Annotated in this window: 16 protein-coding genes and 1 pseudogene; 10 read left to right on the top strand and 7 right to left on the bottom strand. The window is 52.2% G+C overall.

The genetic code is table 11. The features are described 5' to 3' along the window. Positions 1 to 13: 13 nt before the first annotated feature. The 5 genes from GXP72_RS12820 to pspA all read right to left on the bottom strand — a co-directional run bounded on the left by GXP72_RS12820 (position 14) and on the right by pspA (position 3446). Positions 14 to 1711, bottom strand: coding sequence for a sugar phosphorylase (locus GXP72_RS12820; RefSeq protein ID WP_061714986.1), 1698 nt, complete (start codon positions 1709 to 1711; stop codon positions 14 to 16). Between the two features lie 196 nt (positions 1712 to 1907). Continuing rightward, on the bottom strand, positions 1908 to 2132 hold the full coding sequence (gene pspD, locus GXP72_RS12825) for a phage shock protein PspD (protein WP_023312043.1): 225 nt from the start codon (positions 2130 to 2132) through the stop codon (positions 1908 to 1910). Positions 2133 to 2144: 12 nt separating this feature from the next. Further along, positions 2145 to 2504, bottom strand: coding sequence for an envelope stress response membrane protein PspC (gene pspC / locus GXP72_RS12830; protein ID WP_008501237.1), 360 nt, complete (start codon positions 2502 to 2504; stop codon positions 2145 to 2147). Next, on the bottom strand, positions 2504 to 2728 hold the full coding sequence (pspB, locus tag GXP72_RS12835) for an envelope stress response membrane protein PspB (RefSeq protein ID WP_023312045.1): 225 nt from the start codon (positions 2726 to 2728) through the stop codon (positions 2504 to 2506). Before pspB ends, pspC begins: the two co-directional genes overlap by 1 nt. Before the next feature lie 49 nt (positions 2729 to 2777). After that, entirely contained in the window at positions 2778 to 3446 is a 669-nt protein-coding gene (pspA, locus tag GXP72_RS12840; protein ID WP_021240283.1) for a phage shock protein PspA, read from the bottom strand. A gap of 166 nt (positions 3447 to 3612) precedes the next feature. Here pspA and pspF point away from each other — a divergent pair, with 166 nt between their 5' ends. The 10 genes and pseudogenes from pspF (at position 3613) to GXP72_RS12885 (ending at position 12684) form a co-directional block, all read left to right on the top strand. Further along, positions 3613 to 4590, top strand: coding sequence for a phage shock protein operon transcriptional activator (pspF, locus tag GXP72_RS12845; RefSeq protein WP_024907141.1), 978 nt, complete (start codon positions 3613 to 3615; stop codon positions 4588 to 4590). A gap of 76 nt (positions 4591 to 4666) precedes the next feature. After that, positions 4667 to 5548, top strand: a complete 882-nt coding sequence (locus tag GXP72_RS12850) for a hypothetical protein (protein ID WP_090416707.1) — start codon at positions 4667 to 4669, stop codon at positions 5546 to 5548. 91 nt (positions 5549 to 5639) lie between these two features. Next, complete coding sequence (locus GXP72_RS12855) at positions 5640 to 5855, top strand: hypothetical protein (RefSeq protein ID WP_024907139.1); 216 nt, start codon at positions 5640 to 5642, stop codon at positions 5853 to 5855. Between the two features lie 195 nt (positions 5856 to 6050). Continuing rightward, a pseudogene (locus tag GXP72_RS22660) lies at positions 6051 to 6248 on the top strand (site-specific integrase); the annotation flags it as partial. A 66-nt stretch (positions 6249 to 6314) separates the two neighbouring features. Next, on the top strand, positions 6315 to 7955 hold the full coding sequence (sapA, locus tag GXP72_RS12860; protein ID WP_023312048.1) for an ABC transporter substrate-binding protein SapA: 1641 nt from the start codon (positions 6315 to 6317) through the stop codon (positions 7953 to 7955). Further along, positions 7952 to 8917, top strand: a complete 966-nt coding sequence (gene sapB, locus GXP72_RS12865; protein WP_024907137.1) for a putrescine export ABC transporter permease SapB — start codon at positions 7952 to 7954, stop codon at positions 8915 to 8917. Before sapA ends, sapB begins: the two co-directional genes overlap by 4 nt. Further along, positions 8904 to 9794, top strand: coding sequence for a putrescine export ABC transporter permease SapC (gene sapC, locus GXP72_RS12870; RefSeq protein ID WP_024907136.1), 891 nt, complete (start codon positions 8904 to 8906; stop codon positions 9792 to 9794). The genes sapB and sapC overlap by 14 nt, the downstream gene beginning before the upstream one ends. Then, a complete protein-coding gene (gene sapD / locus GXP72_RS12875; RefSeq protein ID WP_008501228.1) occupies positions 9794 to 10786 on the top strand; it encodes a putrescine export ABC transporter ATP-binding protein SapD in 993 nt (330 codons plus the stop codon). Before sapC ends, sapD begins: the two co-directional genes overlap by 1 nt. Before the next feature lies 1 nt (position 10787). Beyond that, on the top strand, positions 10788 to 11594 hold the full coding sequence (gene sapF, locus GXP72_RS12880; protein WP_023312051.1) for a putrescine export ABC transporter ATP-binding protein SapF: 807 nt from the start codon (positions 10788 to 10790) through the stop codon (positions 11592 to 11594). Positions 11595 to 11742: 148 nt separating this feature from the next. Then, entirely contained in the window at positions 11743 to 12684 is a 942-nt protein-coding gene (locus GXP72_RS12885; RefSeq protein ID WP_208762969.1) for an ATP-grasp fold amidoligase family protein, read from the top strand. Here GXP72_RS12885 and GXP72_RS12890 read toward each other — a convergent pair. Next, positions 12665 to 13729 (bottom strand): ATP-binding protein, encoded by a 1065-nt coding sequence (locus GXP72_RS12890; RefSeq protein WP_208762970.1) that lies wholly within the window; start codon positions 13727 to 13729, stop codon positions 12665 to 12667. The two genes, GXP72_RS12885 and GXP72_RS12890, sit on opposite strands and share 20 nt — an antisense overlap. Next, positions 13726 to 14430 carry a response regulator gene (locus tag GXP72_RS12895; RefSeq protein WP_024907133.1) on the bottom strand — a complete coding sequence of 235 codons (705 nt, stop codon included), beginning with the start codon at positions 14428 to 14430 and terminating at the stop codon, positions 13726 to 13728. The genes GXP72_RS12890 and GXP72_RS12895 overlap by 4 nt, the downstream gene beginning before the upstream one ends. Positions 14431 to 14669 lie beyond the last annotated feature (239 nt).

Genomic DNA, 14669 nt, shown 5'->3' on the forward strand with positions numbered 1-14669 from the left:
TTTAAGGTCCTTTTTAGTTTTCTTTAATCCACAACACCTGCCATGGATATAGGGTCAGCGTTTTATCTGTAATATCTTTTCCGGCAATCAACTCCGTTCCGGATTGAATATCGGACTCCACCGTTTGAATGCCATCGCTGAAATTAAACAGCGCCGTTATTTTTTCGCCACAATCCGCCACGCGAACGATTTTTAATACATGCTCACCTGACGCACTAAAATAAGCTTCACTGTCAGGATGGAATGCTTTTTCCGCCCGACGCAGCGCGATTAACTGGCTTAATGCGCAATAGACCTGAGAGCGCAGGCTATTTTTATCTTCAAGCACGCTATCAATTTGTCCTGCAATGTATTTTTCACGATTTATCGCGCGGTTGTATCCCAGACGTTCAACACCTGCATAATCATTACGCGAGCCGAGAATACTCTGGATATAAACCGCGGGCACGCCGGGGAAACTTAAGAGGACGGCATGCGCCAGAATAAACCGGGCAATCCGATGGCTATCAAGACTGTCACGTGTACTTAATGCATCCAGATAGGTCACATTAATTTCATAAGGACTGCGTGTACCATCCGGGTTATTTTTCCAGTTAACCAACGCCCCTTCAGCCTGAAGTTTCTCCACAAGAGAGAGGATTTCCGACTCAGGTAAAATTCCGCGCAACGGATTCAGACCAATCCCATCATGCGAGGCCAGGAAGTTAAACCAGGTGGTTTTCGTCGAAGGCAGCCTCAGCGACGCTGCCCACTGGCTCAGCGTCCGGACGTCCTGACAATGCACCGCATGCAATACCAGCGGCGGCAAAGAGAACTGATAAACCATCTGCGCTTCATTTTCACCGTCACCGAAGTAAGCGACGTTATCTTTATGCGGAACGTTCGTCTCGGTGATAATCACCGTCCCCGGGGCGACAGCTTCAGTGATAGCGCGGAAAAGCTGGATAAGCTGGTGGGTTTGCTCAAGGTGGATGCAGTTTGTTCCGGGTATTTTCCACATGAAGCCCACAGCATCCAGACGAATGTATCGCGCCCCTTCAATCAGGTAATGCAGCAACACGTCCACCATCGCGATCAGCACCTGCGGAGAGGCAAAGTTAAGATCAACCTGGTCCTCGCTGAAGGTGGTCCACAGGTGTCGCACGCTGCCATCATGCAGCGTGAAAGGCGTAAGAAGCGGTAAGGCACGCGGACGCGTCACCGCGGATAAATCTGTTTCAGGATCGACAGAAATAAAGAAATCATCATAGCCAGGCGTTTGCTTCAGATAATTAGAGAACCATTTACTTTTGGATGACATGTGGTTGCAGACGAAATCGAACATTAAGCTGGTGGACTGTTTTAATTCAGCTACATCTCGCCACGTACCCGTTTCAGGCGCAACCTCATGATAATCAATAACAGAAAACCCGTCGTCCGAAGACCATGGATAAAAAGGCAAAAGATGAACATGAGAAAAGGAATGGGAAAGCCATTTGTTATAAAAACGTGTAAAAACCGGCAGCGCCTTCTCCCCTTTCGCTGAAAACTGATCGGCATAGGTAATCAGAACAACATCTTTTTCATCCCAGGCTATCTTACGTTTTTCTGTAATAACAGAAGCGGCCTTTCCAATATTTTCCATCAGCACCTTAAGCTGGGCTTCAGAAAACGTTTCCCCGTAAACAAGATTAATGAGTTCTTTAATTTTTGTCTTCATTTCATTTTCCATGGTAGCGGTCCCACGAAGTGGCAATCTACTCCCATGAAAAATATCTGTCAACGGACCGGGAAGGAGAAAAAGGTGTTTGCAAAGCAGCTCAGCACAATATTGTGAGCTGCCGCAAAGAAAGCACGGGGAAAAGAGAAATGCGGTTAACCGTCGCCAGTCCCTCTCCCGGAAGGGAAAGGGCTAACGCCGGCGGAAATTATTGGGATAAGTAGCGGCGAGAAAGCCGTTTTGCCACCTTTTGCAACAGCGGTTCGAGCGCCACGGCCAGCACCATTCTGACCGGCTTGCGGGCAACGGATTTTATTGCCCACCCCGCCACACCTGCCGGTCCGAACCGTAACGCGGTCAGCAGGACCAGTTTACCTGCGATTTTCAGGCCGGGTTTTACCTTCTGACCGGCCTGTTGCCAGTGTTGTTTCATCTCATCTCTCTCTTAAAGCTGACGAAAACGACTTCTCAGCGTAAAGGTATCCGACGTGACATAGCGTTCCATTTCCCGTAGCCGCTTCTCACCGGCGGCGAGTTGCGCATCAACCGCATTGAGAAGATCGCTGCTGGTGGGGGCACCTTCCGCAGCCAGTTCTCCTTCCGGCATCGGGTCAAGGACAAACGACAGGACGATGTATGCCACCAGGGTAATAAACGCCAGTCCGAAGAAGATCGATAGCACCGTAACCACGCGCACCAGTTTTACCGGGACATCAAGATAATGAGCCAGCCCGGCACAAACGCCGCGCACCATGCCCTGCTGCGGAATACGCCACAACTTTTTGTTCAGATTCAGTCCAGACATTAACGGTCCCTCCAGTTTGGATGTTCAGCATCCAGGATGGCTTCCAGCGCCTGAATGCGTTCGCGCATTTTGTTCGCCTCATCGGAGAGCTGAACCAGACGCTGTTGTTCACTCTGGGAAAGTTCGCCCCGTGAAGAACGGTTGCTGTAGTGCAGCCATAGCCAAATCGGCAAAACGAACAGCACGAAAATTGTCAGGGGAATGGCCAGAAAAAGCGCGCTCATGTGTACTCCTTGTCTTACGATGCGGCACGCTCAGGTGCCGCAGGAATTATTATTGGTTGTCTTGCTTCATTTTGGCTTTCAGTGCCGCCAGCTGCTCGCTGATTTCATCATCGGCCTTCAGGTCGGCGAACTGTTGATCCAGCGACTTCTGCTTGCCGATGCCGTGGCTTTCGGCTTCCGCTTCCATCTGGTCGATACGACGTTCAAATGATTCAAAACGCGCCATCGCTTCATCAAGCTTACCGCTGTCCAGCTGACGACGCACGTCGCGGGAAGAGCTTGCCGCCTGGTGACGCAGGGTCAGCGCCTGCTGACGCGCGCGGGTTTCGCTCAGTTTGTTTTCAAGCTCACCAATCTCTTTCTTCATACGGGTGAGCGTGTCATCCACCAGCGTCACTTCATGCTCGAGCGTCGCGACCAGCTCTGCCAGCTTCTGTTTTTCGATCAGCGCCGCGCGGGCCAGATCCTCTTTGTCTTTGCGCAGCGCAAGTTCCGCTTTTTCCTGCCATTCGTTCAGCTGAGCGGTAGCTTGTTCAATACGACGCGTAAGCTGTTTTTTTTCCGCCAGCGCACGGGCGGAGGTAGAACGCACTTCAACCAGCGTGTCTTCCATCTCCTGAATCATCAGGCGAACCAGCTTCTGCGGATCTTCCGCCTTCTCAAGCAGTGAGTTGATGTTGGCGTTCACGATGTCGGCAAAACGAGAAAAAATACCCATAATCAAATCCTCATAGTTCTGTTATCGGGCTATGCCCTGCTGTACAGATAATACAAACATCATGCCAACTTTTTATCCTATTGATTTTACTGAGACTGATTGATTTTCATGCAGTAAAGAACTATTCTTGCCTGGTGAATATCGCTAAGGAGTGGTTAATTTCATCATGCCTGGATACAAAGACAATTTACTCGGCGAAGCAAACAGTTTTCTGGAAGTGCTGGAACAGGTTTCTCGCCTGGCGCCGCTCAACAAACCGGTACTGATCATCGGTGAACGCGGAACGGGAAAGGAATTGATAGCTAACCGTCTGCACTATTTATCCGGGCGCTGGGACGGCCCCTTCATTTCCCTTAACTGTGCGGCGCTTAATGAAAACCTGCTCGATACCGAGCTCTTCGGCCATGAAGCGGGCGCGTTTACCGGTGCCCAGAAGCGTCATCCCGGACGCTTTGAGCGCGCCGACGGCGGTACGCTGTTTCTTGATGAACTGGCCACCGCGCCCATGCTGGTACAGGAGAAACTGCTGCGCGTGATTGAATACGGCGAGCTGGAGCGCGTCGGCGGTAGCCAGCCGCTGCAGGTCAACGTGCGCCTGGTGTGCGCCACGAACGCCAACCTGCCGGAGATGGTGGCGGAGGAGAAATTCCGTGCCGACCTGCTTGACCGCCTGGCCTTTGACGTCGTTCAGCTTCCTCCGCTGCGCGAGCGCAAAAGCGACATCATGCTGCTGGCAGACCAGTTTGCGATTCAGATGTGCCGCGAGCTCGGACTGCCGCTGTTCCCCGGCTTCAGCGATTATGCACAGGAGACGCTGCTTGCTTACCACTGGCCGGGAAATATCCGCGAACTGAAAAACGTCGTGGAGCGTTCCGTCTATCGCCACGGCAGCAGCGAGACGGAGCTGGACAACATCATTATCGATCCTTTTCAGCGCAGCGTACCGTCTCTGACCGTGCCAACGTCTTCAGGCGATCACCCTACTCTCCCCCTTGATTTACGCCAGTTCCAGCACGACCAGGAGAAACAGCTGCTGGAGCAAAGCCTGAAGATGGCGAAATACAACCAGAAACGGGCGGCTGAACTGCTGGGTCTGACCTACCATCAGTTAAGGGCATTGCTTAAAAAGCATCAAATGCGCTGACAATATCAGCATTTAACAGCAGACATTTTACAAAGCCAAGCCTGGATAACTGCTCTACTCCTTAGGACAACAAACAATGCCATTCAATAATAAAAACCTATTTATTACTTTTCTATCCCTCTGCTCATTTCAGACTTATGCAGCACAATGCACAGCGGAAACTTTCGCTAAAAACAAACTGAACAACTTCATCCTCCTGAACCAGCAGACAAGAACCGAAATCCCTAAGTCAGTGGAAATCACTGTTGATAGCCCTGATGGGTATATCCGCGCATCGGTTCAAAGCAACTTTAATCCATGCGGTGAGCTCACTGGCAGCAGTGTTAAAGAGGTCAAAACCTCACCGGGCCCGAAAAATGTTTTCACGACTACCAATGAAATTCAGTTAAACAGAACGGAATTTGGCTGGCGCATTCAGTTGGATGCGAACGGCGTAATAGTCGATAACAACAGTCAGAAGGCCACACAATTATATCGGCAGACGCTGGAGGGAATGTACCAGCTGAACAACAAAGGACTTATCAGCCACGTGGTTAATCGTTCGGTTATTGCGGCCACAAAACCAGGAGATAAAGATAAAACCACAGTGGGCACAATAGACTACGTATTCAATTCATCAGGGTTGCTGGCAAGGGTGGTAAGCAAAGGAAGTTTGGCAATAGATAACAATACAACTGTATACAGCTATGATGACAATGATCGCCTGATCAAAACCGAGTCCCCCTCAACCATAGAAGAGTATGCCTACGATAACGAGGGCCGTGAGCTGTCCCTGAGCAAGACCCAGACGTATTTCACCATTGAAAAAAACCTGACAACGTGTGAGGAGTGGAACTCGCATGGAGAATGCACACGCGCCAATATGGATACCACGATTGTCCCAGCCGATCGGACGGGTAAACAGTATGTGGAAAAACATAAGGCCGTGATGACGACGAAATATGAATACTGGAACTGACCATTCAACCCGCCAAATAGGGTAGCCAAAATGGTATTTGCATCGAAATTGATGTTCGTGGTGTACCTGACTTCAGTAAATGTGGTGTGAGATGAAAATCATAAAATTCGTTGTTTTACTTATTGCCTGTTTTATCCTCTTACCGGACAGCTGGATTAATGATGTTTTCATGCAACATATCCAGATATCAGGCGATGGTGAAGAAGCCATGAATAACTATGATTTCACAGCAATTCTGATCAAGTTTGGCCTGTCTGCAATGATAGCGTTTGTACTGATGATGCTTATGAAAGTGCTGAAAAAATGAACCAGGGTGGCAGGTACGCACGTAACAACAAAGTGAGCATTTTTACTCTATGCTATTTAGACTGTGCGTATGCCATTGCCTTACCCGTACTTGATCTGCTCTCAGATCTGGTGATAAACGGCCGCATTTTACCAGCTATTTTTCTTCAGAAAGTATGATCCCAGATCTGATAGCGACAACATGTCTTCCTGTCATTCGCGGCATACATTCACAAGCTTGATGCTATCCGCCGGAGCGAATCCTTCGTTTATAGCGAGTCAGATGCGCCACGAAAATGCTAAGATAGTCCATGAGGTATATTCAAAGTGGATTGCAGGTATGAACGTGCATCTGGTTGTGACGCTGAGTGACCGACTGCAAACGTTACTGCCCCCATTATGCCCTCAGGCTTAAACGACACTGGATAATGTCGTTTAAAATTAGTAGGATAGCCACTTCATATATAATACCTTAAAAATTATGCGTCTGGTTTTATCGTCCTTTTTTGCACTTGGTCTGTTTAGCAGCCTGGCCTTTGCCGCGCCCGGGCTAACGCCGCAGCCTGACATTCGTGACAGCGGCTTCGTCTATTGCGTAAGCGGCCAGGTGGATACCTTCAACCCGCAAAAAGCGGGCAGCGGCCTGATTGTGGATACCCTTGCCGCGCAGCTTTACGATCGTCTGCTTGATGTTGACCCGTACACCTACCGTCTGGTGCCTGAGCTTGCGGAAAGCTGGGAAGTGCTGGATAACGGCGCTACCTACCGTTTTCACCTGCGCGATGACGTCGCGTTTCAACGCACACCGTGGTTTACCCCCACGCGCAAGCTGAACGCAGATGACGTGGTCTTCACCTTCCAGCGTATCTTTAACCGCAACCACCCGTGGCATAACGTTAACGGCAGCAATTTCCCCTATTTCGACAGCCTGCAGTTTGCCGACACCGTGAAAAGCGTGCGCAAACTGGACAACCGCACGGTTGAATTCACGTTGACGCGCCCGGATGCCTCCTTCCTCTGGCACCTGGCAACCCACTATGCATCCGTCATGTCGGCAGAATACGCGGCGAACCTGACGAAAAAAGATCGTCAGGAACTGCTCGATCGCCAGCCGGTTGGCACCGGTCCGTTCCAGCTGGCCGAATATCGCGCCGGTCAATATATTCGTCTGCAGCGCCATGAACACTTCTGGCGCGGTACGCCGCTGATGCCGCAGGTGGTGGTGGATCTCGGCTCTGGCGGAACGGGACGTCTGTCGAAATTGCTCACCGGGGAATGTGACGTCCTTGCCTGGCCCGCGGCCAGCCAGCTCACGATTTTGCGCGACGATCCGCGCCTGCGTCTGACGCTACGCCCGGGGATGAACATCGCGTATCTGGCCTTTAACACAGATAAACCACCGTTGAATAACCCTGCCGTTCGGCACGCTCTGGCGCTGGCCATTAACAACCAGCGCCTGATGCAGTCGATCTACTACGGCACGGCGGAAACCGCCGCCTCAATTTTACCGCGCGCCTCGTGGGCCTATGACGGTGAAGCTAAAATTACGGAATACAATCCGGCAAAAGCGCGTGAACAGCTGAAAGCGCTGGGGGCAGAAAACCTGACGCTGCAGCTTTGGGTGCCCACCAGTTCCCAGGCGTGGAACCCCAGCCCGCTCAAGACCGCCGAACTGCTGCAGGCAGATATGGCGCAGGTGGGCGTGAAAGTGATCATTGTACCGGTTGAGGGCCGTTTCCAGGAGGCGCGCCTGATGGACATGAATCATGATTTAACCCTGACCGGCTGGGCGACCGACAGTAACGATCCGGACAGCTTCTTCCGGCCGCTACTGAGCTGTGCGGCGATAAACTCGCAGACCAACTACGCCCACTGGTGTAACCGGGAGTTTGACGCCGTGCTGCAAAAAGCGCTGGCTTCCCAGCAGCTGGCCTCACGTATTGACGCCTATGATGAAGCGCAGAAGATCCTCGCCCAGGAACTGCCGGTGCTGCCGCTGGCCTCTTCCCTGCGTCTTCAGGCCTATCGTTATGATATTAAAGGCCTGGTACTGAGCCCGTTCGGCAACGCCTCGTTCGCCGGCGTGTCGCGTGAAAAAGAACAAGAGGTGAAAAAACCATGATTATTTTTACCTTACGTCGGCTCCTTTTGCTGCTGGTGACGCTCTTTTTCCTGAACTTTGTCGGCTTCAGCCTGAGCTATTTCACGCCCCATGCCCCGCTTCAGGGGTCGTCGCTGTGGGATGCCTGGCTCTTCTGGTTTAACGGGCTGCTGCACTGGGATTTCGGCGTGTCCAGCATTAACGGGCAGCTGATTTCCCAGCAGTTGAAAGAGGTGTTCCCGGCCACGATGGAGCTGTGCATTCTGGCCTTCGGCTTTGCCCTGATGGTTGGCATTCCCGTGGGCATGCTGGCCGGGATCTATCGCAACAAATGGCAGGATAAGTTTATCAGCGCCCTCGCCCTGTTCGGCTTCTCCATCCCGGTATTCTGGCTGGCGCTGCTGCTGACGCTCTTCTTCTCGCTGACGATGGGCTGGCTGCCGGTTTCGGGGCGTTTTGACCTGCTCTATACGGTTAAAACGGTGACGGGTTTTGCCATTATTGACGCGTGGCTGTCCGATTCGGTGTGGCGCCACGAGATGATCGTCAGCGCCCTGCGCCATATGGTACTGCCGGTGCTGACCCTGGCGGTTGCGCCGACAACCGAAGTGATCCGCCTGATGCGCCTGAGCACCATTGAGGTATTTGACCAGAACTACGTCAAAGCCGCCGCCACGCGCGGGTTGTCACGCCTGACCATACTGCGCCGCAACGTCCTGCACAACGCGCTACCGCCGGTTATTCCGCGTCTTGGATTACAGTTTTCCACCATGCTGACGCTGGCCATGATCACCGAGATGGTCTTTAGCTGGCCAGGCCTTGGGCGATGGCTGATTAACGCCATTCGCCAGCAGGACTACGCCGCTATTTCTGCGGGTGTGATGGTGATTGGTTCGCTGGTGATTATTGTCAACGTGTTGTCCGATATTCTGGGTGCTATGGCTAACCCATTGAAGCATAAGGAATGGTATGCCTTACGATAGCGTATACAGTGAAAAGCGCACGCCCGGCGTGCTGCGTACCGTGTGGCGTAAATTCTATGGTGACACCACGGCAATGATCGGCCTTTATGGCTGTGCCGGTCTGGTGTTGCTGTGCGTCTTTGGCGCGTGGTTTGCACCGTACGGCATTGACCAGCAGTTCCTTGGCTATCAGCTTCTGCCACCGTCCTGGTCGCGCTACGGTGAAGTCTCTTTCTTCCTGGGAACGGACGACCTCGGACGTGACGTGTTGAGCCGCCTGCTGAGCGGTGCAGCCCCGACGGTTGGCGGCGCATTTGTGGTGACGCTCGCGGCAACGATCTGCGGGCTGGCGCTCGGTATTTTTGCAGGATCCACGCATGGCCTGCGCTCGGCGGTGCTTAACCACATTCTGGATACGTTACTGTCGATTCCGTCCCTGCTGCTGGCGATCATTGTGGTTGCCTTTGCCGGTCCGCATCTGTCGCATGCCATGTTCGCCGTCTGGCTGGCTATCCTGCCCCGCATCGTGCGCTCGGTTTACAGCATGGTGCATGATGAACTGGAAAAAGAGTATGTCGTCGCAGCCCGTCTGGACGGTGCGACGACCTTCAACATTCTGTGGTTTGCCGTGCTGCCTAACATCGCCGCCGGACTGGTCACTGAGATCACCCGCGCCCTGTCGATGGCGATCCTGGACATCGCGGCGCTCGGCTTCCTCGACCTCGGCGCGCAGCTGCCGTCGCCCGAATGGGGTGCGATGCTCGGTGACGCGCTGGAGTTAATTTACGTGGCACCGTGGACGGTTATGCTGCCGGGTGCGGCCATTATGGTGAGCGTGCTGCTCATCAACCTGCTGGGCGACGGTATTCGCCGTGCGATTAATGCGGGGGTGCAATAATGCCGCTTCTTGATATTCGCAACCTCACCATTGAATTCAAAACCGGTGAAGGCTGGGTTAAAGCCGTCGATCGCATCAGCATCACCCTCGCGGAGGGTGAAATTCGCGGGCTGGTGGGTGAATCCGGCTCAGGCAAAAGCCTGATCGCCAAAGCCATCTGTGGCGTGGCGAAAGACAACTGGCGCGTGACGGCAGACCGTATGCGTTTTGATGATATCGATCTGCTGCGCCTCTCCCCCCGCGAGCGGCGTAAGCTGGTCGGGCATAACGTCTCGATGATTTTCCAGGAGCCGCAGTCCTGTCTCGACCCGTCCGAACGCGTGGGCAAACAGCTGATGCAGAACATCCCCGGCTGGACCTATAAAGGCCGCTGGTGGCAGCGCGTTGGCTGGCGCAAGCGTCGCGCCATCGAGCTTTTACACCGCGTCGGGATCAAAGATCACAAAGATGCGATGCGCAGCTTCCCTTATGAGCTGACCGACGGCGAATGTCAGAAAGTAATGATTGCCATCGCGCTGGCCAATCAGCCGCGTTTGCTGATTGCGGATGAGCCCACCAACGCGATGGAACCCACCACGCAGGCGCAAATCTTCCGCCTGCTGTCGCGTCTCAACCAGAATAACAACACCACCATTTTGCTGATCAGCCATGACCTGCAAATGCTGAGCAAATGGGCGGATAAAATTGACGTGATGTACTGCGGGCAAACGGTCGAAACCGCGCCGAGTGAAGACCTGATCACCGCGCCGCATCATCCGTATACGCAGGCGCTTATCCGTGCGATTCCGGATTTTGGCAGCGCGATGCCGCATAAAAGCCGCCTGAATACCCTGCCGGGGGCGATTCCGCTGCTGGAATCCCTGCCGATAGGCTGTCGTCTGGGGCCGCGGTGTCCCTATGCTCAGCGTAAATGTATCGAGACGCCACGCCTGACCGGGGCGAAAAATCATCTTTACGCCTGTCATTTCCCGCTGAACATGGAGAGAGAGTGAAATGGTCGAAACCTTACTGGAAGTCCGCAACCTGAGTAAGACCTTTCGCTACCGCACGGGGCTGTTTCATCGCCAAACTGTCGACGCGGTGAAGCCGCTGAGCTTTACGCTGCGTGAAAAACAGACGCTGGCGATCATTGGCGAAAACGGTTCCGGGAAATCCACCCTGGCGAAAATGCTCGCCGGCATGGTTGAACCGACCGCAGGCGAAGTGTTAATTGACGATCATCCTCTGACGTTCGGGGATTACTCTTTCCGCAGCCAGCGCATCCGCATGATCTTCCAGGATCCGTCTACCTCGCTTAATCCACGCCAGCGCATTTCGCAGATCCTCGATTTTCCGCTGCGTCTGAACACCGACCTGGAGCCAGAGGCGCGCCGTAAGCGCGTATTTGAAACTCTGCGCATGGTTGGGCTGTTACCGGATCACGAAAGCTACTACCCGCATATGCTGGCCCCCGGCCAGAAACAGCGTCTGGGTCTGGCGCGTGCGTTGATATTGCGGCCAAAAGTGATCATTGCTGATGAAGCGCTTGCCTCGCTGGATATGTCTATGCGCTCTCAGCTGATTAACCTGATGCTGGAATTGCAGGAAAAACAGGGTATCTCGTATATCTATGTCACCCAACATCTGGGAATGATGAAGCACATCAGCGATCAGGTGATGGTCATGCACCAGGGAGAGGTTGTCGAGCGCGGCAGCACGGCGGATGTGATGGCCTCCCCGCTTCATGAGCTGACAAAACGACTGATAGCCGGTCATTTCGGTGAAGCATTAACCGCCGATGCATGGCGCAAAGACCGGTAAACAAACGTTGCACCGCTCAATAAGGATTAAATAGCCTTTACACGCTATTTAATCCTTTTAATTTTCGTCTCCATCCCTGCTCCATCTTTTAAGCAATATCATTCAACAGTTCTTCTCCAGAATATCCGGACATTACGGAGGAGAAGAAATGAACAACGCCACTTACGTTCTCAAATATACCGAGTATCTCATCAGAAAATGCCGTTCATTCTTAATGACGGACCTGTATTTTCATACTGTGAGGCTCAAGAAAACATCCGGGACAAAACCTGACATTCAATCACCCACGACGTTGAGTGAAAAAATATGTCATCGTCTGGTCTATGACCATAATAACCTCTACACGATGCTTGCCGATAAACTCGCCGTTCGGGCATACGTTTCCTCCAGAACAACGCGCGTGAAAACGGTGCCATTAATTGGCGTTTATACCAGGGCGTCGCAGATTGATTTTTCCGTGCTCCCTGACAAATTCGTCCTTAAGTGCAACCATGATAGTGGCAGCACAATAATATGTACGAACAAAGCGCAATTTAACGACAAGAAAGCGCGTAAAAAACTGAGCCTCGCGTTAAAGAAAAATTTGTACTACACCACGCGTGAGTGGCAGTACAAAAACATTACGCCGAGTATACTTTGCGAGCCATTCGTCGATCTCTTCGATGATGCTGACAGGAATACGACGCCCGAAATGCTGAGGATCCATTGCTTTCATGGCGTCGCCCACTATGTTGAAGCGGATTTTACGGATGATAACGGCAACGGTTTTATCAACGTTTACGACAGGCACTGGAACTTACAACCCTTCCAGATGGAGTATCCGAATACTTCAGTAAATCCAGACGAACCGGTCTTGTTCCGACAAGCGTTGCTGGCATCCCAGGAGCTAGCGGATGGCATTGACTACTGCCGCGTTGACCTCATGCTAAAAAAAGATGACATCTATTTCAGTGAAATAACCTTAAGCCCGAGACGCGGTAAACTGACGATTACCCCGCAGGAATGGGATGCTAAGTTAGGAAAAATATGGCATTTATCGCCGGCAGGTGCATTTGACCTGCCGCTGAAACTCACGAGTCGGGCCAGGTAAGTTTAAATATCGAGTGGTTTTGCGTCGATAAGGTATAGGTAACATCGCCACCATGCGCCAGCATGATGGCTTTTACCACTGACAAGCCCAAACCACAGCCTTCCGGGTTCAACTGCCTGGCGCCATTATCGCGCTGAAAGGGCTGAAATAAGTAATCATGAAATTCCCTGGGAATGCCCGGTCCCCCGTCCTGAATAAGGATAAAATTGCCTTTATCAGAAACGCCATTTTTCACGATGAGTTTGCGCGAGGTAGAATAGTGTAAGGCATTGTCAAATAAAACGGTCAGACATTGATTGATGCGTAACGGATCGAATACGCATTGCTGATCCCTCAGTTCTGTATTGACGGTAAATGCCTTACGGCTGAACTCGGGCATGAAGGTATCGAGCGCGTCCTGTATTGTCCCTTTTAAATCTGTTCTGGACTGGTATAGCGTGTATCCCGCCCCGCCATCCGAACTGACAACCCGGAGATCTTCAATCAGGCGGGTTAACCCTTCCGTCTGTTTGAGAAGATTATTAAACAGCACCGGGTCCGGGGTAAAAACACCGTCAACCAACCCCTGAAGCCGTCCGCGCAAGATCGTGACCGGGGTTCTCAGCTCATGCGCAATAGCCGCATTCCAGGATTTCCTCTGAATATCCAGCGTCTGTAATTTTTCCGCCATTTCATTGAAATCCGTCACAAGGTGATTGATCTCACCCAGCCGGGAACTGGCACAGAATGCCCGGGCATCCAGATCTCCCTGAGAAATCTTTCTCAGGCTGGACGCGACCGCGTTTAGCGGGGTGAGTATTCGCGATGAAAGTTTGACCGTGAAAAAGAGGGCAATAATCATACTGATCGTAGTCGCGGTCCCAATCCATGCCCAGTCCCACATCGTCATCTGCTCATCATCGCCCGCAGCAGGGCCGCCCGGGAGGTGATCCAGAATAAAGGAGTAAAAAAACCAGGAGCCCAGAATGGCGATGGCAATTATCGTAAACGTCAGCAACAGCATATACGTTAAGATCTGACGACTCAGGACAGACTCTTTGTTCATTTCTTTTCCCCAAGCCGGTATCCCATGCCTCTGATGCTCTCGGGAACACCGTAAAGGCCTGCAAGCTCCAGTTTTTTACGCAACTTGCTCATATGGCTATCGACCGTTCTGTCGAGCGTATCGCCTTCTGGCAGACACGCGTTGAGTAACTCTTCACGGGAACAGACCTTTCGCGGATAACGCACCAGCCAGGTAAGTAATTTAAATTCGGTCGTCGTTAATACCGGGGAGATAACCTCTTCGCCCACGGTGACTTCCACGTAGAAATCATCCGGATAGACCGTAATAAAGGGCGTTCTGAGCGGCAGGGAACCCGCCTGCTGAAGCGCAGGTTTTGTCCTGCGCAGCACCGCCTCAACCCGTGCGACAACCTCAGAGGGGTTAAAGGGTTTGATTACGTAATCATCCGCCCCGAGCCTCAGACCCATAAGCTTATCGACGTCCTGATCGAGAGCGGAAACCATAATGACGGGGACAGCACTTTCGTGGCGAAGCGTAGTAAGCACGCTCCAGCCGTCACACACGGGCAGGTGAATGTCCAGCAAGATGAGATCCGGTTTATGGAGGCGATTGAGCGTTATCGCCTGCTCGCCCTGCCTGGCCCTCAGCGTTTTCATTCCCGAACGCTCTAAGTAGCTCATCAGTATATCGGCGATTTCGTCTTCATCTTCAACAACAAGGATCAGCGTATTTTTGTTCATATTATCTCCGCGGGTGAAATCCCTTTAAGCACGCTATCAGATATCTTTAGCACAATAAGACACAGCCTCCGGGAAAAAGTGCCGTAGTCACGAAAATTTCCCGGTTGATTTAAATGCCCGGTTATTTCTCCACACAGCCTACACATTCAGTCAATAAAGACTCGACAATGTCCGTTCAAAATCGCTATTGAGGCATAACGCGTTGTGCATTGCGCGCTGCAAATTACCACTGTTTCTTA

The organism is Enterobacter sp. SES19 (assembly GCF_011765665.1).
Taxonomy (GTDB): domain Bacteria; phylum Pseudomonadota; class Gammaproteobacteria; order Enterobacterales; family Enterobacteriaceae; genus Enterobacter; species Enterobacter pseudoroggenkampii.